24 protein-coding genes are annotated in these 19,567 nt (G+C 57.8%); 9 read left to right on the top strand and 15 right to left on the bottom strand.

The features are described from left to right. Nucleotides 1-37 precede the first annotated feature (37 nt). The 3 genes from CLM58_RS14235 (at nucleotide 38) to CLM58_RS14225 (ending at nucleotide 2,137) form a co-directional block, all read left to right on the top strand. Nucleotides 38-547, top strand: a complete 510-nt coding sequence (locus CLM58_RS14235) for a peptidylprolyl isomerase (protein WP_095596544.1) — start codon at nucleotides 38-40, stop codon at nucleotides 545-547. Beyond that, nucleotides 537-1,091, top strand: a complete 555-nt coding sequence (locus tag CLM58_RS14230; RefSeq protein WP_095596543.1) for a peptidylprolyl isomerase — start codon at nucleotides 537-539, stop codon at nucleotides 1,089-1,091. Before CLM58_RS14235 ends, CLM58_RS14230 begins: the two co-directional genes overlap by 11 nt. An 80-nt stretch (nucleotides 1,092-1,171) precedes the next feature. Continuing rightward, on the top strand, nucleotides 1,172-2,137 hold the full coding sequence (locus CLM58_RS14225; protein ID WP_095597125.1) for a DUF3179 domain-containing protein: 966 nt from the start codon (nucleotides 1,172-1,174) through the stop codon (nucleotides 2,135-2,137). Nucleotides 2,138-2,190: 53 nt separating this feature from the next. Here CLM58_RS14225 and tyrS read toward each other — a convergent pair whose 3' ends face one another. Next, nucleotides 2,191-3,447, bottom strand: a complete 1,257-nt coding sequence (gene tyrS / locus CLM58_RS14220; RefSeq protein ID WP_095597124.1) for a tyrosine--tRNA ligase — start codon at nucleotides 3,445-3,447, stop codon at nucleotides 2,191-2,193. Between the two features lie 66 nt (nucleotides 3,448-3,513). Here tyrS and CLM58_RS14215 point away from each other — a divergent pair, with 66 nt between their 5' ends. After that, nucleotides 3,514-4,632, top strand: coding sequence for an anhydro-N-acetylmuramic acid kinase (locus CLM58_RS14215; protein ID WP_095596542.1), 1,119 nt, complete (start codon nucleotides 3,514-3,516; stop codon nucleotides 4,630-4,632). A gap of 28 nt (nucleotides 4,633-4,660) precedes the next feature. Here CLM58_RS14215 and CLM58_RS17280 read toward each other — a convergent pair whose 3' ends face one another. Beyond that, on the bottom strand, nucleotides 4,661-4,816 hold the full coding sequence (locus CLM58_RS17280; RefSeq protein WP_188720402.1) for a hypothetical protein: 156 nt from the start codon (nucleotides 4,814-4,816) through the stop codon (nucleotides 4,661-4,663). 84 nt (nucleotides 4,817-4,900) lie between these two features. Between CLM58_RS17280 and CLM58_RS14210 the strand changes: the two genes are divergently transcribed. Beyond that, nucleotides 4,901-5,398, top strand: a complete 498-nt coding sequence (locus tag CLM58_RS14210; protein WP_198950967.1) for a GFA family protein — start codon at nucleotides 4,901-4,903, stop codon at nucleotides 5,396-5,398. 10 nt (nucleotides 5,399-5,408) lie between these two features. Here CLM58_RS14210 and CLM58_RS14205 read toward each other — a convergent pair whose 3' ends face one another. From CLM58_RS14205 to CLM58_RS14175, 7 genes are all read right to left on the bottom strand, one after another. Continuing rightward, nucleotides 5,409-6,005: a GNAT family N-acetyltransferase gene (locus CLM58_RS14205; RefSeq protein ID WP_095596541.1), complete on the bottom strand. Its 597-nt coding sequence runs from the start codon at nucleotides 6,003-6,005 to the stop codon at nucleotides 5,409-5,411. Between the two features lie 64 nt (nucleotides 6,006-6,069). Further along, nucleotides 6,070-6,537, bottom strand: a complete 468-nt coding sequence (locus CLM58_RS14200; RefSeq protein ID WP_095596540.1) for an MEKHLA domain-containing protein — start codon at nucleotides 6,535-6,537, stop codon at nucleotides 6,070-6,072. A 12-nt stretch (nucleotides 6,538-6,549) separates the two neighbouring features. Beyond that, nucleotides 6,550-7,824, bottom strand: a complete 1,275-nt coding sequence (eno, locus tag CLM58_RS14195) for a phosphopyruvate hydratase (protein WP_095596539.1) — start codon at nucleotides 7,822-7,824, stop codon at nucleotides 6,550-6,552. 123 nt (nucleotides 7,825-7,947) lie between these two features. Then, a complete protein-coding gene (locus tag CLM58_RS14190) occupies nucleotides 7,948-8,829 on the bottom strand; it encodes a DMT family transporter (RefSeq protein WP_095596538.1) in 882 nt (293 codons plus the stop codon). Nucleotides 8,830-8,950: 121 nt separating this feature from the next. Next, complete coding sequence (locus CLM58_RS14185; protein WP_095596537.1) at nucleotides 8,951-9,361, bottom strand: Fur family transcriptional regulator; 411 nt, start codon at nucleotides 9,359-9,361, stop codon at nucleotides 8,951-8,953. Between the two features lie 60 nt (nucleotides 9,362-9,421). Next, a complete protein-coding gene (locus tag CLM58_RS14180; RefSeq protein ID WP_095596536.1) occupies nucleotides 9,422-10,498 on the bottom strand; it encodes an endonuclease/exonuclease/phosphatase family protein in 1,077 nt (358 codons plus the stop codon). An 84-nt stretch (nucleotides 10,499-10,582) separates the two neighbouring features. Beyond that, on the bottom strand, nucleotides 10,583-10,984 hold the full coding sequence (locus CLM58_RS14175; RefSeq protein ID WP_095596535.1) for a rhodanese-like domain-containing protein: 402 nt from the start codon (nucleotides 10,982-10,984) through the stop codon (nucleotides 10,583-10,585). Nucleotides 10,985-11,188: 204 nt separating this feature from the next. Here CLM58_RS14175 and CLM58_RS14170 point away from each other — a divergent pair, with 204 nt between their 5' ends. Further along, nucleotides 11,189-11,452: a hypothetical protein gene (locus tag CLM58_RS14170; RefSeq protein WP_143226581.1), complete on the top strand. Its 264-nt coding sequence runs from the start codon at nucleotides 11,189-11,191 to the stop codon at nucleotides 11,450-11,452. Nucleotides 11,453-11,462: 10 nt separating this feature from the next. Here CLM58_RS14170 and CLM58_RS14165 read toward each other — a convergent pair whose 3' ends face one another. Together CLM58_RS14165 and CLM58_RS14160 are read right to left on the bottom strand one after the other, a co-directional pair. Beyond that, nucleotides 11,463-12,896 (bottom strand): protein adenylyltransferase SelO, encoded by a 1,434-nt coding sequence (locus CLM58_RS14165; RefSeq protein WP_095596533.1) that lies wholly within the window; start codon nucleotides 12,894-12,896, stop codon nucleotides 11,463-11,465. A gap of 41 nt (nucleotides 12,897-12,937) precedes the next feature. Beyond that, nucleotides 12,938-13,882, bottom strand: coding sequence for a nucleoside hydrolase (locus tag CLM58_RS14160; protein ID WP_095596532.1), 945 nt, complete (start codon nucleotides 13,880-13,882; stop codon nucleotides 12,938-12,940). Between the two features lie 165 nt (nucleotides 13,883-14,047). Here CLM58_RS14160 and CLM58_RS14155 point away from each other — a divergent pair, with 165 nt between their 5' ends. After that, complete coding sequence (locus tag CLM58_RS14155; protein ID WP_143226580.1) at nucleotides 14,048-14,827, top strand: hypothetical protein; 780 nt, start codon at nucleotides 14,048-14,050, stop codon at nucleotides 14,825-14,827. Here the strand turns inward: CLM58_RS14155 and CLM58_RS14150 are convergent. Then, nucleotides 14,824-15,828: a Fe(3+) ABC transporter substrate-binding protein gene (locus tag CLM58_RS14150; protein WP_095596530.1), complete on the bottom strand. Its 1,005-nt coding sequence runs from the start codon at nucleotides 15,826-15,828 to the stop codon at nucleotides 14,824-14,826. The genes CLM58_RS14155 and CLM58_RS14150 overlap by 4 nt on opposite strands. An 81-nt stretch (nucleotides 15,829-15,909) precedes the next feature. Beyond that, nucleotides 15,910-16,728 (bottom strand): nucleoside triphosphate pyrophosphohydrolase, encoded by an 819-nt coding sequence (mazG, locus tag CLM58_RS14145; RefSeq protein WP_095596529.1) that lies wholly within the window; start codon nucleotides 16,726-16,728, stop codon nucleotides 15,910-15,912. A 144-nt stretch (nucleotides 16,729-16,872) separates the two neighbouring features. On the opposite strand from mazG, the gene CLM58_RS14140 reads away from it, so the two are divergent. Both CLM58_RS14140 and CLM58_RS14135 read left to right on the top strand, forming a co-directional pair. Beyond that, complete coding sequence (locus tag CLM58_RS14140; protein WP_095596528.1) at nucleotides 16,873-17,337, top strand: MAPEG family protein; 465 nt, start codon at nucleotides 16,873-16,875, stop codon at nucleotides 17,335-17,337. 102 nt (nucleotides 17,338-17,439) lie between these two features. Beyond that, nucleotides 17,440-18,012 (top strand): hypothetical protein, encoded by a 573-nt coding sequence (locus tag CLM58_RS14135; RefSeq protein ID WP_095596527.1) that lies wholly within the window; start codon nucleotides 17,440-17,442, stop codon nucleotides 18,010-18,012. On the opposite strand, the gene xth is transcribed toward CLM58_RS14135, so the two are convergent. Both xth and CLM58_RS14125 read right to left on the bottom strand, forming a co-directional pair. Then, nucleotides 18,009-18,788 carry an exodeoxyribonuclease III gene (xth, locus tag CLM58_RS14130; protein ID WP_095596526.1) on the bottom strand — a complete coding sequence of 260 codons (780 nt, stop codon included), beginning with the start codon at nucleotides 18,786-18,788 and terminating at the stop codon, nucleotides 18,009-18,011. The two genes, CLM58_RS14135 and xth, sit on opposite strands and share 4 nt — an antisense overlap. A 34-nt stretch (nucleotides 18,789-18,822) precedes the next feature. Then, complete coding sequence (locus CLM58_RS14125; RefSeq protein WP_308422187.1) at nucleotides 18,823-19,545, bottom strand: hypothetical protein; 723 nt, start codon at nucleotides 19,543-19,545, stop codon at nucleotides 18,823-18,825. Between the last annotated feature and the right edge of the window lie 22 nt (nucleotides 19,546-19,567).

Genomic DNA, 19,567 nt, shown 5'->3' with positions numbered 1-19,567 from the left:
CTTAGGTTTCGCCAAACGCGAATGGAAGGAGCCACAAATGGCCGAGATCAAAGATCCCGAAAACACCATCCTGATGGAGCTGAAAGACGGCACTGTCACAATCGAACTGCTGCCGGACATTGCGCCGATGCATTGCGACCGGATCAAGGAGCTGGCGCGCGCGGGTGCTTATGACAATGTCATTTTCCACCGCGTGATCGACGGGTTCATGGCGCAGTCGGGTGACGTGCAGCACGGCAACACCGAGAACAACTTCAACGCGGCCCGTGCGGGCACCGGTGGTTCGGACCTCAAGGACCTGCCGGCCGAGTTCTCGGGCATCCCGCATGACCGCGGCACCCTGGGTGCGGCGCGTTCGCAGAACCCGAACTCTGCCAACTCGCAGTTCTTCATCAACTTCAGCGACAACCACTTCCTGAACCGCCAGTACACGGTCTATGGCCGCGTCATCGACGGGATGGAGCATGTCGATGCGATCACTCGGGGTGAGCCGCCTGCGAACCCGGACAAGATGATCAGCGTAAAGGTGGCCGCAGATGTTGCGTAACCTCGCACTGGTTCTGGGGCTGGCCGCCAGCCCCGCCTTTGCCACCGGTCTTGAGATCGAGATCGCCGGCGAAGCCAACGGCGTGGTCAAGATCGACCTTCTGGAAGAGGTCGCGCCGAACCACGTGGCGCAGATCACCGCATTGGCGGCAGAAGGCGCGTATGATGATGTTGTCTTCCACCGTGTGATCGAAGGCTTCATGGCGCAAACCGGCGACGTAAGCTTCGGCAAGTTTGGCGATCAGTTCGATATGCGGATGGCGGGTCGTGGTGGCTCTGACCGTCCGGACCTGAAACAGGAATTCTCGGATGTGCCTTATGACCGCGGTGTGGTCGGCATGGCGCGTTCGAACGATCCGAACTCGGCGAACTCGCAATTCTTCATCATGTTTGCCGAAGGCTATTTCCTGAACGGGCAATACACCGTCATCGGTCGCGTGACCGAAGGGATGGAGGTTGTCGACGCGATCAAACGCGGTCAAGGCCGCTCGGGCGCCGTGCCCGGAGAGCCTGACCGCATGGTGAAAGTCACCGTTACCGAGTGACAAACGCTCAAACCCGCGTGAGCGGGGCTAGGCGCATGGGGGCAGGTTCGCCATTCTGGTTGAAACTGCGGGAGGACCCCATGCGCCTATTTTCTTTTCTGGCCCCGGCGATCGTGATCGCCAGTCAGGCCGTCGCCAGCCCAGAGTTCTGGCGCCACGAATGGCCGAACACCGATTTTGAAACCACCAATGTGGACAGTTGGGTAGAGATCATGTCTGGCGGGCCGCCCAAGGATGGCATCCCGGCCATCATGGACCCCAGTTTCAAGACAGTCGCGGAAGAAAGCCAGATTGGCGAACGCGAACCGGTCATGACGCTTGAGATCGACGGAGAGACCCCGCGCGCCTATCCGATCCGCTATCTGACATGGCATGAGATCGTGAATGACCGGGTAGGGGGCATCCCTGTTTCAGTGACATTCTGCCCCTTGTGCAATTCCGGCATGGTGTTTGATGGGCGGGTTGACGAGGGCGAGCTGACCTTTGGCGTCTCTGGCAAGCTGCGCAACTCTGACATGGTGATGTATGACCATCAGACCGAAAGCTGGTGGCAGCAGGCGATTGGCCAAGGCATCGTGGGCCATTTCACGGGCCGGGAATTGGTGCATTTGCCTGCATGGATGGAAAGCTGGGCAGAGTTCAAAGCTCGCAACCCCGACGGTCTGGTGATGGATCAACCGAACTTCCCACGCGACTATGGCCGCAACCCGTATCGGGGGTATGACAGCTCGGTCCGCCCGTTCCTGTATAACGGTGAGAACCCGCCCCATGGCATCCCGCCCTTGGTGCGCGTCGTCCGCGTCGGAGAGCGGGCATGGCCCCTGACGCGTTTGGCGACGGAAGGAGAGGTCTCCGAGCAGGGCGTCACCATCAGCTGGACCGCTGGTCAGGCCTCGGCTCTGGATGACGGAATAATTGCCAAGGGCAAAGATGTGGGAACAATCCGCGTCAAGGACGCTCAGGGGCGCGATCTGCCACATGATGTGATGTTCGCCTTTGCCTTCCACGCCTTCTGGCCAGAGGGCGAGTGGATGCTTGGGCAATAGAACGAAAATGGGGGCCGTTGGGCCCCCATTTGATACCTGTGGTTCAAGGCTGCTTAGCCCGCCAATTTCACCAGCGCATGGCGTTTCTTACCAGCGCTCAGCTTGATCGGCTCTGCCAGTGCGGCGGTGTCGATCATCAGGCCGGGAGAGGTCAGCGGCTCATCATTCAGCTTGGCACCGTTCTCTTTGATCAGGCGCTTGGCGTCCTTGCCCGACTTGGCCAGACCCGAGCGGGTGATCAGCTGGACGATGGAAATACCCTCGCCAATTTCCTCTGCGGTCAGTTCCAGCGTCGGAAGGTCGTCGCCAGCCCCGCCTTTTTCAAACACCTCACGCGCGGTCGCCTCGGCAGCGGCTGCAGCTTCGGCCCCATGGCAAAGGGTGGTGACCTCATTTGCCAGAATGATTTTCGCCTGATTGATCTCGGATCCTTCCAGCGCGCCAAGACGTTCACATTCTTCGATCGGCAATTCGGTATATAGCTTCAGGAAGCGGCCCACATCCGCGTCCGTGGTGTTGCGCCAGAACTGCCAGAATTCATAGGGCGAGCGCATCTCGGCATTCAGCCAGACCGCACCGTCCTGCGATTTGCCCATCTTCTTGCCGTCCGAGGTGGTCAGCAGCGGCGAAGTCAGGCCATAGATCTCGTGGTCCAGCACGCGGCGGGTCAGGTCGATACCGTTGACGATATTGCCCCACTGGTCCGAGCCACCCATCTGCAGCAAACAGCCGTAACGGCGGTTCAGTTCCAGGAAGTCATAGGCCTGCAGGATCATGTAGTTGAATTCGAGGAACGACAGCGATTGTTCCCGATCCAGACGCGACTTTACACTTTCAAACGATAGCATCCGGTTGACCGAGAAGTGCCGCCCGATGTCCCGCAGGAAATCGAGGTAGTTCAGTTCGTCCAGCCATTCGGCATTGTTCAGCATCAGCGCAGTGTTCTCGCCGTCGCCGTCATAGTCGATGTACTTCGCAAAAACCTGCTTGATGCCATCAATGTTGGCGTCGATGTCCTCGGCCGACAGCAGCGGGCGTTCGTCTGCCCGGAAGGACGGATCACCCACCTTGGTGGTGCCGCCGCCCATTAGGGTGATCGGCTTGTGCCCGGTCTTTTGCAGCCAGCGCAGCATCATGATCTGGATCAGCGACCCCACGTGCAACGACTTTGCCGTTGCATCAAAGCCGATATAGGCTGGGACCACACCATCACACAGGGCCTCGTCCAGCGCCTGATAGTCGGTGCAATCGGCCAGAAAGCCGCGCTCGATCATCACACGCATGAAGTCTGATTTAGGGTGGTAGGTCATTGGTAGCTTGTCCATCACGTTACTTTCGGCCACTGATATACCCAGCCATTCGGATAAGGGAAAGCCATGAAGAAGACCGGGCCCATCAAAGCACTAGGGGCGATGTCGGGAACATCGCTGGATGGTGTCGATGCGGCAGAGGTCGAAACCGATGGTCATCGGATTTTCGGCTTCGGTGAAAGCCGGTATCTGGCGTATGAACCTGAAGAGCGCACGGTTTTGCGTTCAGCTCTTGGATGCTGGCCCGGAAACACCCCAGTGCCAGAGGCCGCGCGCGTCGTCGAAGACGCCCATGTGCGATTGCTTGGTCAGTTCGCTACGCCTGACGTCATAGGATTTCATGGCCAGACATTGGCCCACGACCCGCAAACACGCGGGACACATCAGGCGGGGAACGGTGCAGTGCTGGCCAATGCATTGGGGTGCCCGGTGGTGTGGGACTTTCGTTCTGCCGACGTGGGGCTGGGCGGGCAGGGTGCCCCGCTTGCGCCCTTCTTCCACTTTGCCTGCGCCCAATGGGCCGGAGAGAAAGAACCGGTCGCCTTTCTAAATCTGGGCGGTGTTGGGAATGTCACTTGGGTTGATCCCACGGCCGATACCCCGGAAACACCGGGGGCTTTGCTGGCCTTTGACACTGGGCCAGCCAATGCGCTGATCGACGATCTGGTCTCAACCCGGTTGCTTCGCCCGTATGACAAGGATGGAGAAATCGCTGCCACGGGCCGAATCTCGATCGAGGTGATGACGTGGTTCGAGAAGCGGCCATTCTTCTCAAGAATGCCTCCGAAATCATTGGATAGAAATGATTTTCATGAATTGGCGGGGCAGGTATCAACGCTTTCGACAGCAGATGCGGTGACAACCCTGACAGCCTGCACGGCCGATGCGGTGGCGCGCGGAATGGCGCATTTCCCGCGGCCGGTTTCAAAAGTCTTGGTAGCAGGTGGAGGTCGCAAGAACCGAAGCCTGATGGCCATGTTGTCGGCCAGCAGCCCTTGCCCGGTTCTGCCCGTCGAAGAGATCGGTCTGGACGGCGATATGCTAGAGGCGCAGGCCTTTGCCTATCTCGCCGTGCGCGTCTCTCGCGGGATGCCAACCTCGGCCCCGGGGACCACCGGTGTCAGCGTTGCCATCGGTGGTGGACAGTTGTCCTATCCCAAGCTTGCTGAGGTCCAGCCTGACTAATCAGAGCTGCACCCCAATGCTTTGCTGATTACACAGGAAGCTGGCAATCTACCGCATCAAGCGTCTGAACAGGGTCCTCGGGTGTACATTGTTCGCCCGAGATCGGGTATGTATCGGCCGTGGTGCAGGCGCTTAGAAATCCAGCAGCCGAAATGATTAGCAATAGCGCTTTTGTTTTGGACATGGTTGCCTCCATCTTTGGTTACTTTCCAAAGTGTGTGACCAGAAGGTCAACTCTATCCATGATTTCGATCAAATGGGTTGCGCCATGCGTTTTTGGGAAAATGAAGGCTCTATGCTAATATCGCCCCATTATTTCAGCAAAAAATCGGGGGATGTTATGTCTGTTTATACAGGAAATTGCTTTTGTGGATCAGTGGAAATCGAGGTGAGTGGCGAACCAGAGGCGATGGGGTACTGCCATTGCGAGTCTTGCCGCAAGTGGTCCGCAGGACCTGTAAACGCATTTTCGTTGTGGAAGCCAGAGTCGGTCAAGGTGACAAAAGGGTCCGAAAAGATCGGTCATTTCATGAAGACAGAAACCAGCAATCGCATTTTCTGTACAGAGTGTGGTGGGCACATCATGACCGAACACCCGACTTGGGGGGTGACGGATGTGTATGCGGCAACGATACCATCGCTGGTCTTCAAGCCCGGGTTACATGTCAATTACGAAGACACGGTCCTGCCCATGCATGACGGCCTTACAAAGTTTAAAGACATGCCGGCAGAAGCCGGGGGAAGTGGCGTTGAACTCCCTGAATAGACGCTAGGCGTTAACGGATCAGCGGTATCTGTGGTGCGGCGCTTTCAGGCAAGTCGCCGGTCAGGCGCGGGTCCGGGGCGATTTCGACCTCTGTCCGATAGGGGGTAAAACCAGAGCGGACATAAAAGCCAAGGGCCTGAGGGCTGTCCAGCGTACAGGTGTGAACATGGAACCGGGTGATCGGGCGGGTAAAGGCCAGATCAATCGCATGGTTCATCAACAGGCGCCCGGCACCCGTACCGATAAGCGCGGCGTCCAGCCCAAAGAAAGCCAGCTCGCATTCGCCTGCCTTGCGGAAATCCAACTCCAGCAGCGCAAGGTCATCGTCGCCTTTGCGCAACGTATAAAGGTCATAGTCCGGCGTCTCAAAAATCTGGGCGAGGTCAGCGTCTTTCATGTGAAGCCGTGAGAACCAAAGATAGTCCTGCCCAATGCGGCGAAACATGTCCCGGTACCAGTCGGGTGCGACAGTCTCGTGTTTTATCAGGCTCAGGTCTTGCAGGTCGGGCGAGGGCCGCGCAGGGGGGCGGTCCAGCATCTGAAGATGGGTGACGACTGCCGCCAGATGGCCCGAAGGGACATCGTGAAATCCAGGTGCAAGTGTCATGGGACCTCCTTCACGCCGCGAGACTTCAGTCTTGTCGCCGCTTCTGGCCGTGAAGGCAATGGGCCTAAAGCGGTGTCACTTTGGAAAATGTCGCTGCCTGTCCGCAAGGGTGGCCGGCGGCATCGGTCAGTGTCCAGATCACAGCGTCTTCGATGTAAAACCGCTTACCTGTCGCGCTGATGCGGATCCCTCGGTAGTTGTCGATATACCCATTGTCGCGGATCGAGCTCAGCAACGCAGCGCGCGCTTCGCGCTCTTCAGGTTCAGCGGTCAGACGCGAGGGCATTTGGGTCAGGGTGTCCCAATCCATCTCCCACAATTCCAAAGCAGCGCGGTTGCCATAGGTCAGGATAGGGTCCGCAGCCCCGTTATGCGACAAGACCACCGCAGAGCTCTCAAACAGGGCCTTTGCCACATCAAAAGTGGCGCCGCACTGAGGTAACAGCGGGCGCCACAAGCATTTTTGATAAGATCGTAAAAGCAGTTGCGCATGGTCTGCTTGATAGCCGTTTTCAGGCGCGGGACAGTCCATGCGCTGTGGTCCTTACTTCAGGATCGAACGCCCTGCGTATTCGGCGGTTTCGCCCAGCATTTCCTCGATACGGATCAGCTGGTTGTATTTCGCCAGACGGTCAGAGCGTGACAGAGAGCCGGTTTTGATCTGGCCGCAGTTGGTGGCAACAGCGAGGTCCGCGATGGTGGCGTCTTCGGTCTCGCCCGAGCGGTGCGACATCACGTTGGTGTAACGCGCGCGGTGGGCCATATCGACGGCTTTCAGGGTCTCGGACAGAGATCCGATCTGGTTCACTTTCACCAGCATCGAGTTCGCAACACCTTGCTTGATGCCATCAGCCAGACGCGCCGGGTTGGTCACGAACAGGTCGTCGCCGACCAGCTGAACCTTGTCGCCGATTTTTTCGGTCAGCAGCTTCCAGCCGTCCCAGTCGTCTTCGTCCATACCGTCCTCGATCGAGATGATCGGGTAGTCGGCGCAAAGGTCGGCCAGATACTGAGCGTTCTCTTCCGAGCTCAGCGACTTGCCTTCACCGGCCAGTTCATACTTGCCGTCTTTGTAGTATTCCGACGACGCGCAATCGAGCGCCAGGTACACTTCTTCACCCGGCTTGTAGCCCGCTTTTTCGATCGACTTCATAACGAAATCCAGCGCGATGCGGGTGGATTCCAGAGCCGGGGCAAAACCGCCTTCGTCACCGATGCCGGTGTTGTAACCAGCAGAGGACAGTTCTTTCTTCAGGGTGTGGAAGATTTCCGCGCCCATGCGGATCGCTTCTTTCACGTTCGCTGCCGAAACCGGCATGATCATGAACTCCTGAATGTCGATCGGGTTGTCCGCGTGCTCGCCGCCGTTGATGATGTTCATCATCGGAACGGGCAGGGTGCGCGCTGCGGTGCCGCCGACATAGCGATACAGCGGCTGCGAGGTGAAGTCGGCCGCGGCCTTTGCGGTCGCCAGCGAAACACCCAGAATGGCGTTGGCGCCCAGACGGCCTTTGTTGTTGGTGCCGTCCAGTTCGATCATCGTAGCATCGATCGCTTCCTGCTCGGTCGCGTCCATGCCAATCAGCGCTTCGGCGATCTCACCGTTTACGGCAGCCACGGCTTCCAGAACGCCTTTGCCCAAGTAACGGCCTTTGTCGCCGTCGCGCTTTTCAACCGCCTCATGCGCACCTGTCGATGCCCCCGATGGCACAGCCGCGCGGCCCAGGGTGCCGTCTTCCAGGATAACGTCGACTTCAACAGTCGGGTTGCCCCGGCTGTCCAGAATTTCACGACCAATGATGTCGATGATGATGCTCATTTCAGCGCTCCAATGCGGATATCATTCGGCGGCTCTATAGCAGCCGACTCGCCCAAGAGCAAAGGTTATGTTAGCGGTAACGGTGGGCAGTTAGCGTTAGCAATTTTAGAAACACATCCAAGGTCAGGCTGCCAAGCGGGCGCGAGACGAAAAAGTCCGCTGTTCGCGCCACAAGGTGTACAACCCGCTGGCAATAATTATCGCCGCCCCCAGCAGGGACCACTGGTCCGGAACTTCATCGAAAACCGTGACGGAAACGATCAGCGCGAAGACCAGTCTTGAGTATCGGAAAGGTGTGACAACTGCGATTTCACCAACCCGCATCGCCATAACGATGAAATAGTACCCACCCGTGCCAACGACTATGGCCAACCCCAGATACACCCAATTCAGTGCAGAGACCTCTGCCGGTGCTTCCCAGAGCACCATCATCAGGCCCCCCAAAACCCCGACGGCCCCGAAGCCATACGCCGACAGCTGAAGCGAGGTGACAGAAGGCGGCAGAACTCTGGTCGTCAGGTCACGCACGGCAAACCCAAGGACCGCAATCAGGGCGATGGCAGAGATCGGGTCGAACCCTTCGAACCCGGGGCGGATGATCATCATCACCCCGGCGAAACCGACGCTGATCGCCGTCCAGCGGCGCCAGCCGACCGCTGCCCCCATGAACAAGGCGGCACCGATGGTGATCACCAAGGGCAGCGTCTGGAAAATCGCCGTGGCTGTATAAAGATCGCCGAAGACAAAGGCGTAGACAAAACAGCCCGTTCCCAAAAGCTCTCCTCCGTTACGCAGGATGACTTTTCGGCTTAGCAGTGTACGTGTCCAAAGGGGCTGTCTGCGATATGCAGCGATTGCGGCGAAGACCATGAAGCCGCCGGCGCCAAGCAGGGCAAGGATCTGCCCGATTGGCAGGTCTTTTGAGACGGTTTTGATGAACATATCCTCGATCGCAAAAAGCGCCATCGAGGCCGTCATCAAGAAAATGCCGCGCAGGTTGTCCATGGTGTTCCAAAAGGTTGTCGGCCCGAATTGACCGTACGGTCAGATTAGGGGCGGGGGCGACATGACACCAGCAGCAAGGGGATGGTTTTTTGTTGGATCAGCGTTCAGGAAACGTGATGGTTCAGTCTTTTTGCGGAACGCCGTAAAGTTCCAGCTTATGGCCCATCAGGCGATAACCCAGTTTCTCGGCGATCTTTTCCTGAAGTGCCTCGATCTCGGGGTCGACGAATTCGATGACCTCGCCAGAATGCATGTCGATCAGGTGGTCGTGATGTTCACGTTCTGCATCTTCGTACCGCGCACGCCCGTCACCGAACTCTAGCTTGTCCAGAATGCCGGCCTCTTCGAACAGTTTCACCGTCCGATAGACCGTGGCGATCGAGATCTTGTCGTCGATGGCCGTGGCACGGGCAAACAGTTCTTCTACATCGGGATGGTCTTGGGAATCGTTCAGAACCTGCGCGATCACACGGCGCTGGCCGGTCATACGCAGGCCTTTTGCCTCGCAACGTTCCACAATGGTCTCGGTCATGCTTCGTCCCTTCCGATGCGACCCGGGTATAGGATATCGCATCGGCAGGGTGAAGGGGGTTTAGCTGGTCAACCTCTCGTCATCGATCGACATGCGGACCACAAGCTGACCATGGTCCGAGGCGTCCCCGATCGACGGAGCGCCTTGCATGCTGTCGTCGCTCAGGTGGTCATTGTAGCATTGAACAAAGTGGACATCGCCGATCCGATCCCGATTGCGATAGTACAGCTCTTGGCTGACAAGAATGTGGTCGATGGTGCCGTAATGGCCGTTGTAGATATGGGTGTGCAGCGAGGCATGTTCCGACCGACGCATGTGGGACCGCGCTGCTGAATACAGCTCGACATCCCAGTATTTCGCCTTCAGGTCGCCAGGCCACGCGCGCCACGGAACTTCGCCGCCGACGATCTCGGTCGTCACTGCGCCGATCTCGTCATTCAGGTCACCAACGACGATTGTCGGGTCGGTAGAGCCTTCAGTCTTGGCCAGAATTTCGCGCCGAAGTGCCAGCGCCTCACCCGCACGCAATGCCAACGAACGAAACACCGCTTTGGAACGGTCGAAGAACAGCGCGTTATCCTCGTCAGAGGCAGGGTCGTTCGTTGGATACTTCGGGCGTTTGGATTTCAGATGCGCGTTGAACACCCAGCCAGAGACGCCTTTGCCCAGATCGATCTTGGCCATTTGCATTGGGCGGCTGGTCTTGGTCAGGCTGTAGCTGAACCCGTCATCCTCGGGCAGTTCGATCGGGTTCTGGGTCAGGTCCTGAACGTGGTCTTGCTCTAGGATGTCGCGCCGCGACAGGATTGCCAGACCCGGCTGCGGGTTGGTGTGCACCCCATCCATATTCGGCTGGAAAAAGACATTGTCATATTGATCCAACCGCGCCTTGTGGGCGGAATGACGGGCCGCCAGCAGCCCATGATACCTGTCGATCAGGGCCTGCAAGGCGTCTTCGTGAAACACCTCTTGCATGCAGACAATGTCGGCATCCATCCGAAACAACTGCTCTGCCAGCCAAGTCAGCTTGTCGTCATACTTGCCGTCGCTATAGCGGTTGCGGCCGTAATAGGTGATGCCGGGAAGGACGAGGTTTTTGACGTTGAAAGACGCCACATTGAAATACGCGCGTGCCATCGAATGCTCCAATTATTAAAGTTGAATGAGAGCATACTATCACAATCTTTCCGCGATTTGGTGTGGGAATCCGAAAGTCGGGGTTTAAGGCCTTTTGGTTTCGGGATGTTCGATGGCTTCGCCTGCCTCTGCCCAAGCCGCGAATCCCCCGTCCAGATGCGCCGCTTCGAACCCCATGTCTTGCAATGTGGCCGCGGATAGGGCGGACCGCCAACCGGCAGCGCAGTGCAAGACGAACTTGCGGTCTTCGCTGAAGACTTCTTTGTGATAGGGGCTTTCGGGATCAACCCAGAACTCCAACATACCTCGGGGTGCGTGGTAACTGCCGGGAATGAAGCCCAGCCTTTGGCGTTCGCGGACATCCCGGATATCGACGACCAGTGTTTTCGGGTCGTCCAAGATCGCTTTCAGTTCCTCTACGCTTAGTTCTTCGATGCGCGCCCGCGCTTCTGCCACCATCTGGGCCGACGACTTCTTAAGTGCCATTGAAACGCTCCCACAGCTGATTTCCTTTTCCCGACAGCCTTTTCGCCATCGAAGCAATGGTCAAGTCTTGAGGCGTGTTCGTCGGAGTTATTAAAATTTAGGGGGAAAATTTTAGGATGTGCGGCAACTTTGGGGCAGCGCCAATATTTTGCCACATTTCGTATTTAGCTGCACAAATGTAAGAAGTTAGTGAGTTATTAAGTAATGAGTGCCGTCGCTTTAATGAGCGCCGTACAGGACTATTGTGAAGATCAAGGATATCTGAACAAAGGTGCTGAACGACCTAAACCAGATCCGCTGAAAAATGTGCGTATTCTTATGAGTACGCTCAGTGACGCAGAGTTGTCCTCGCTTTTAGCGGGGTTGCAACAGCTTGAAGAAACCGAGGTTCCTTCCGAACAAATTTTAGAAGTCTTGGAACGCGTTCTGATTCTGACGCGCTGCGATCGAATCTTCCCTGATCTCTGATTCCTGACAGTTATGTCCCGCAGAATGTGTGAATGACCTCTTGCTCTGCCGTCGGAGGCAGGGTCAGGGGGTCATTGTCCCTGCGCGGTGCGAAGGGGGCGTCGAGCGCCTCGGTCAAAGCGTGGAACGGGGCAAAGTCTTCTTGCAGGGCGGCTTGAATCGCGGCTTCGATCTGGTGGTTGCGCGGGATGATTGCGGGGTTTGCCCGCTGCATCAGCCTGGCTTGTTCCTCGGGTGTGGATCCGTCACGGTCGCGGCGCGCGTGCCATGCTGGGGCCCATTGGTCAAACGCCTCGGGGTCGCTGAAATGATCGCGGGCGCTGTCGTCGGACAGGGCGCGGAACGTGTTGGTGAAGTCCGCTTTGGTGGCTGCCATACGGTCCATCAGAAGGTGGATCAGTTCAGCGTCGCCCTCTTGAGCGTCCCTTAGGCCGATCTTGGAGCGGAAAACCTGAAGCCACGCCTCTCGGAACAGGGCGGGGAAGCGATTGACGGCTTCGGTTGCTTTTTCAATCGCTTGGTCCTGATTGTCATCGATCAGGGGCAAAAGGGCGGTTGCAAGCTGTGCAAGGTTCCACACAGCGACATCGGGTTGCCGGCTGTAGGCATAGCGCCCGTATTGGTCGATCGAGCTGAACACCTTTTCCGGGTGATAGACATCCATGAAAGCGCAGGGGCCATAGTCGATGGTCTCACCCGATACGGTCATATTGTCGGTGTTCATCACCCCGTGAATAAAGCCGACGCCCATCCAGCGCGCGACCAGATTGGCCTGTGCCGCGATCACTTCATTCAGCAGGTCAAGCGCGGTTTCCGCTTCGGGGTAGTGGCGTTTAATTGCGTGACTTGTCAGTAGTTTAAGCGCCTCGGTGTCGTTGCGGGCGGCAAAGAACTGGAACGTGCCCACGCGGATGTGGCTAGAGGCAACGCGGGTGACAATGGCGCCCGGAAACCCCTTTTCGCGCTGTACCCGCTCGCCAGTTGTGACGGCGGCAAGGGCGCGCGTCGTCGGGATGCCAAGTGCGTGCATCGCCTCAGACACGATGTATTCACGCAGGACCGGCCCAAGCCACGCACGACCGTCGCCGCGCCGAGAAAACGGTGTGCGACCTGAGCCTTTGAGCTGGATATCCCTGCGTTGGCCTTTCTGGTCGATGACTTCTCCCAAAAGGATCGCGCGCCCATCGCCAAGCTGGGGGATCCAACCGCCGAACTGATGCCCAGCATAGGCTTGCGCAATCGGGTTGGCGCCGTCGGGAACATGGTTCCCCGCGAGCATAGAAATCCCGTCGCCCGAGCGCAGCCATTCCGGATCAAGCCCCAATTCCTTGGCCAGAGTGTCGTTCACCCGGATCAATTCCGGCGCTTTGACCGGTGTCGGCGGCAGGGCCGCGAAAAAGCGGTCGGGCAGGCGGGCGTAGCTGTTGTCGAATGGCAAAGTCATGATGCGCTATATGTGGCGCGGTATAGGCCCTTTGCCAAGGGTCAGAGGCGCGACAGGCGCTCTGTCAGCAGATCAAAGAAACCGTCCGCGTCCAGATCGCCAACGAAGGTCGCGTTGGGCTTGCGTCCAGAAACCCCCCACCAGTCGGCGACGGTCATGCCCAATGTTAGTTCTGACTGGGTTTCGATCTCGACGTTGATATGGCGGCCCGAAAACAGCTCTGGACGGATCAAATAAGCGGTGACGCAGGGATCATGCAGGGGGGCGCCTTCGCTGCCGTATTTTTCCTTGTCGAACCGTTCAAAGAAATCGGTCATCTCTGCCACCGCGATACCCACCGGGGTGCCGATGGCGCGGAAGGCGTCGTTGCGCGGGGTCGTTACAAGCGCCTTATGCGTTACATCCAGTGGCATAACGAACAATGGAATGCCAGATTTAAAAACAATTTCAGCAGCTTGCGGATCGACGTAAATGTTAAATTCGGCCGATGGCGTAATGTTCCCAACTTCAAAATACGCGCCGCCCATCAGCACGATTTCCTGAATTCGGGGCGCAATATCCGGGGCTTTCTGCAAAGCGGTTGCGATGTTTGTCAGCGGACCAAGCGGACATAATGTGACCGTGCCCTCGGGTTCTGACCGCAGGGTTTCAATGATGAAGTCCACGGCGTGTTGGTCCTGAAGGGGCATCGTGGGATCGTGCAACTCTGGCCCGTCCAGACCGGTTTTACCGTGGACGTGCTCTGCCGTCACAAGCTTGCGCGACAGCGGTTCTGCACAGCCTGCGAAGACGCGAGTTTCCGGTTTGCCCGCCAATTCGCACACGATCCGGGCGTTCTTTTGGGTCAGCGCCAACGGGACGTTGCCCGCAACCGCAGTGATGCCAAGCACCTCAATTTCCTCGGGCGAGGCCAGTGCCAGCAGGATCGCAACGGCGTCGTCCTGGCCGGGGTCGGTATCAATGATAATTTTGCGCGGTTCTGACATCTCTGGACTCTACGGCTCTTGTCTTGACACCAACAAGGTGTTTCAAACCCTCTATGCATTCTCAAGGAGCGGCAGATTTCGCCGTCGGGTCAAGTGGAAATTAAAGACGGTCTTTACCTGCACTTAGGCGCGCATCGCACTGGGACAAGTAGTTTTCAGGCCTTCTTGGGACGCAATCGCGACCGGCTGGAAGGGTTCGGCATCAAGCCGCTGTATCCCGGTCGAGACGGTGCAAAGGGTGGTCGCCTAAGGCTGCGCAGCCCGGGCCGGAAGCATTTCAAGCGCAACAACTTGGAACAGCATGAGACTTGGCTGCGCGAAGAGATGGAGCGTTTGGGCGTCAAATTCCCAAGCCCGGTTCTGATCTCGGAAGAGAACATTCTTGGCAATCTGGGCGCGATCATGCGCCGGAACTTCTATGAAGGGGCAGGGCAGCGCGTAGAGTTTCTGGTCAATCAGTTGCAGCAGCCAGTGCGCCGCGCCTTTCTGACCGTCCGTTCTTACGATAGTTTTTTCTTGTCGACCTACCGTAAGCGGATCGAAGAGAATGCCGTCGATCCGTTTCAGGACTATGAGGCGCCGTTGTGCCTGCTAGAAACCACTTGGCCTGATGTGATCGAAGAGCTGCGCGATGCGTGTCGCGCGGAAGAGTTCTTTGTCTGTGTGCATGAGGACCGGCTGACGTCAAAAGAGCAGCTGCGTCTTCTGTTTCCAGAACTGCCCAAAACCGGGTGGAAGCCAGTGAAGTGGCAGGTCAACGCCAGCAAGCCCGAAGAGCAGTTGATCGAGATCCAGAATGGTTTCTGGCAGAAAATGCACGACAAGCCGTCGCCGGGTCTGGGCCGGATCGCCTTTTCTGACGAACAGACCAAAAAGTTTCAGGCCCGCTATGAAGCGGACCTGAACGTGATTTCTAAGATGGATGGTGTCACGCTGGTGCGTTAGCCGTCGAAGTCGACCTCTTCCACCAGTTTCAGCGCGGCTGCGCGGTGGCCAGCAATGGTCATCAGGTTCAGGCTGTCCGCCTCGAACGATCCCCAGTTGGCAACCAGTTCGGTCGGTGCTGTGCCCGGTGCGATCGGGTATTCATAGTTCGCTTCGGCATAGATTTCCTGCGCGGTTGGCGAGGCCAGGAATTCGATCAGTTTCAGCGCATTCTCAGGGTTCGGGGACGACTTGGTCATTGCGACACCCGAGACGTTCACGTGGGTGCCATCACCTTCGAACACGGGGAAGAGAACGTTGACAGAGTTCGCCCATTCCTGCTGCTCTGCGTCTTCCAGCATTTTACCCATGTAGTAGGTGTTGCCGAGCGAGATGTCGCATTCACCCGACCAGATCGCCTTGACCTGAGCGCGGTCGTTGCCCTGCGGTTTACGCGCGAGGTTGGACTTTACGCCTTCCAGCCAAGTCTTGGTGGCCTCTTCGCCGTGGTGTTCGATCATCGCCGAAACCAGCGCCAGCGTGTAGGGGTGAGTGCCAGAGCGGGTACAGATGCGGCCCTGCCACTTCGGATCGGCGAGGTCTTCGTAGGTGGTGACCTCTTCCGGTGCGACGCGGTCTTTGGAAGCATAGACGATCCGTGCACGGGTGGTAACGCCATACCAGTGGCCCTCAGGGTCACGGTATTCGGCCGGAACGTTGGCCGTCAGCGCCTCGCTTTCGATGGACTGGGTGACACCTGCTTCTACGGCCTCGGACAGGCGCGAGATGTCGACAGTCAGGATCACGTCAGCAGGAGAGCGTTTGCCCTCGGCCTGCAGGCGCTCGACCATGCCTTTGGCAAGGAAGGCGACGTTGGTTTCGATGCCCGTCTCAGCGGTAAAGGCGTCCAGCAGAGGCTGGATCAGTTCCGGCTGGCGGTAGGAGTAAAGGTTCACTTCCTCCGCGGCTACGGCAGGGGTGGCAAGTGTGGCGGCGATAAGTGCGCTGCGCAGAATAGTCATTTGTGACTCCTGAATGTTTCTTCAAGAGCGTATAAACCTGACTAATTTAATCGGGTCAATACCTGATTTCTTTTATCGGGTTTATTTTTCGACTTTTTCTTCCAGCTTTACGGCGTCCCAAAGCGCGTCCATTTCTTCTAGGTTGGATTGGGCCGGGCTTTTGCCGATCGCGGCCAGTTTCGCCTCAATCCCTTCGAACCGGCGCGTGAATTTCGCGTTGGCTGCCCGCAGGGCTTCTTCGGGGTCGACCTTCAAGTGGCGAGCGAGATTGGCGACCACGAACAGCAGGTCTCCGAACTCTTCTTTCACGGCCTCTTCGGTCAGGCTGTCGCTGGCTTCTTCCAACTCTCGCGCCTCTTCGACGATCTTGTCGATGACAAGGCTGCTGTCTGGCCAGTCAAATCCGACCCGAGCCGCACGTTTCTGCAACTTCACCGCGCGGGTCAGGGCGGGCAGGTTCACCGCGACACCGTCCAAGGTGCCTTGCTGTTCTTTTCCGGCGCGTTCGGCGGCTTTGATCTTTTCCCAGTCGGCGGTCTGCTGTTCAGCGGACTTGTCCCGGCTTTCATCCCCAAAGACATGGGGGTGACGTGCGACCATCTTGTCGGACATGCCGTTGGCAACGTCATCAAAGGTGAACAGGCCCTTTTCCGCGGCCATCTGCGCATGGAACACGGATTGGAACAGCAGATCGCCCAATTCGCCCTTCAGTTCCGCCCAGTCTTCGCGCTGGATGGCGTCGGCGACCTCGTAAGCCTCTTCGATCGTGTAGGGGGCGATGGTGGCAAAGTCCTGCTCTATGTCCCAGGGGCAACCCGTGTTCGGATCGCGCAGGCGGCGCATGATTTCTAGCAGGCGCGGCATTCCGCCCTTCGGGTCGTGGATCAGGTCTTGAGGCATAGGTGTTCTCTTTGATTGCTGACGCCCAAACCTGATCAATGGGCCGAAGAGTGTCCAGACATCTCGTCAGATTTTACGCGGGATTTGTCAGGTGATCATTCGAAGGATAGGATTTCGCGCATAGTGTGAGGGAGGGATTTTGGAATGGCACTACTGACAATCGATAACCCTGTTTTTGTGACCTACGCGATTTGTGCTGCACTGATGGTGCTGAAAATCATGGGGCAGGGGTGGATGACCGTCTATCGCATGTTGAAAAGCAACTCTGGCCTTGCCAGCCCAGAGGACTTGCAGCGCGGGTTGATCAATCGCGATCCGGATCCCTCGCAGCTAGAGGTCAACGACTATGTCGATCGGTCCCGCCGGATGCACCGCAATGATCTAGAGAATATTCCCGGCTTTCTGGCGGTTGGGCTGCTGTTCGTCGTCATTAATCCCGCGCTCTGGTTGGCGCAGGTGTTGATGTACGGATTCGTGCTGGCGCGGCTCGCGCATTTTCTGGCCTATGCCAGCAAGCAGACCCACGAAGTTAGGGCAACCTTTTACACGGTCGGATCCCTGATCGTGATCTACATGGCGCTTCACGTTCTGTGGAAACTTCTTCTCTAGGCGCAAACCCACGAGGATGTGACCTTCGCGGCAAGATGGTGCCTCGACAAAGTGGTGGTGCTCATATTAGCGTCTGGGCCGGAAACAGATAGCGAGAGTATCATGACATTGAAACGGTGGGCATTGCGTGTGTTTGCAATGGTGGCAGTCGTTGGGCTCGCGGGGTGTAAAAGCCTGCCGCCCGGTGGTCCGCCCGCCGCGAGCAAAGCCCAGATCGAAGCTCTTGCAACCGCCATTGTCCAGATGAACCCCGAGGTTGACCCGATCGAGGCCGCAACAGCGGCGCGACTGGCCTATGACTATCCTTTGCATCTGGCCAAAGAGTACGAACTCGAAGATCCGCCGCTGGTTCACAACATGAAGGTCAATCGGGGCACCAAGCCGCGCGGCCTGTGTTACCAATGGGCGGATGACATGCAGGCACGTCTGGCACGGGAAGAGTTCGAAACGCTTCGGCTGCACCGCGCCATTGCGAACTCTGAAAACCCGATCCTGATCGATCACTCTACGGTTATCATCAGCAGCAAAAGCGAAGGCCTGTTCGAAGGCATCATTCTGGACCCGTGGCGCAACAGTGGTGTGCTGTTCTGGTCAGAAGTGCTGGAAGACAAGCGCTACGACTGGATACCGCGCCAAGAAGTCTTTGCCCGGAAGTTGGCGCACCAGCGCCGTTAAAGGTCTAGTTCGACCCACACAGGTACATGGTCCGAGGGCTTTTCACGGCCCCGGATTTCCTTGTCGATCTGGCAATCAACCAGCAAATCGGCCGCCTGTGGGGTCAGCAGGAAGTGATCGATCCGGATACCGTCGTTCCGGTTCCAGGCGCCGGCCTGATAATCCCAGAAACTGTAGTGCTCCGGCCCTTGGGTGCGGGCGCGGAATGCCTCGGTAAAGCCAAGGTTCAGGATACGGCGATAGGCCGCGCGGCTGTCGAGATAGGCCAAGGCGTCTTCCTGCCATACCTCGGGGCGGGCCGCGTCTTCGTCTTGGGGGATGATGTTGTAGTCGCCCGCCATCAGTGCAGGTGCTTCGGCTGCCATCAACTCCTGCGCGCGGGCGTGCAGGCGTTCCATCCAAGCCAGTTTGTAATCGTATTTGGGGCCCGGACGTGGGTTGCCGTTGGGCAGGTACAACCCGCACAGGCGGATCGCCTGCTTGCCGACAACTGTGGCCTCGATCCAGCGGGCCTGTTCGTCTTCCGGGTCGCCGGGCAGGCCACGTGTGACGTCTTCTAGCGGCAGTTTCGACAGGATTGCCACGCCGTTAAAGCTTTTCTGGCCGTGGGTTTCGACGTTGTAGCCCTTTTCCTCGAACAGTTCGCGGGGGAAGTTCTCGTCGACCGACTTGATCTCTTGCAGCAGGGCGACATCGGGCTGCGCCTCGTCCAGCCAGTCGGACAGCGCGTTTACCCGCGCCTTGATGCCGTTGATGTTGAACGTGGCGATTTTCATGGTGGACCCCCGAAAGCAAGTGGCGCGACTATCCCTAAGCGGGGCGCGAAAGTCCACCCGCGTTCGGCACGGCCGCAAGCCAAAGCTGGTCGAGCGCGGCCAGTTCGCTTGGGTCGTAAAGATCGGGCTCTTTCCAGTACATGCCAGAGGCGCTGAGATACCCCAGTTCAGCCTCACGCGCCTTGGCGGCTTCAACGGCACTGGGGTCAAAGGGTGGCAGAGGATTCGCGGTTTGCGCGGTTGCCCGGGGAAAGGTCAGGCGGCTTTCATCCGTAGATAGGTTTAGCATGTTGCAACCGCGTTCCCGGGCCAGCACCATCAGGCGATTTGCCTTTGCCTCTAAGGATTGCAAGGTTGGATCATCTCGCAATGGGTCTGCTGTTCCAGTCCCATAGAAATGCGTATTGCCGGTATTGGGATAAACCATGTCGCAGCCGATCATAGCTATGCTTGCAGGGCGATGATGCGCAAGCGCCCAGTAAGCGGCGGTAAATGCCATGGTCCCACCGGCATAGACAAAGCCGCCTAGGCTGTTCTGAGCAGGGACATAGTCGTCAGAGGTGACAATACGCTGAGAAGCGCCGATCTGGTCCGGACGCCGTTCCTTGGGAAAGTCATCAGGGCAGATCATCTCGTCCCAGTCGGGGCGAATACGCCAAGCGTTGTTGATGGCAATGACCCGGTCAAAACGTGCCCGGTCAAACTCACGTGCTTCGATGGCATTGGGGCCGGAACCTATGATGAGAATGCGAGACACGAACAAACCTTGTGACCTTAGA

The sequence above is a fragment of the Actibacterium pelagium genome (genome assembly GCF_002285415.1).
Taxonomy (GTDB): domain Bacteria; phylum Pseudomonadota; class Alphaproteobacteria; order Rhodobacterales; family Rhodobacteraceae; genus Actibacterium_B; species Actibacterium_B pelagium.
This window is presented reverse-complemented; position numbering and strand designations above follow the sequence as displayed.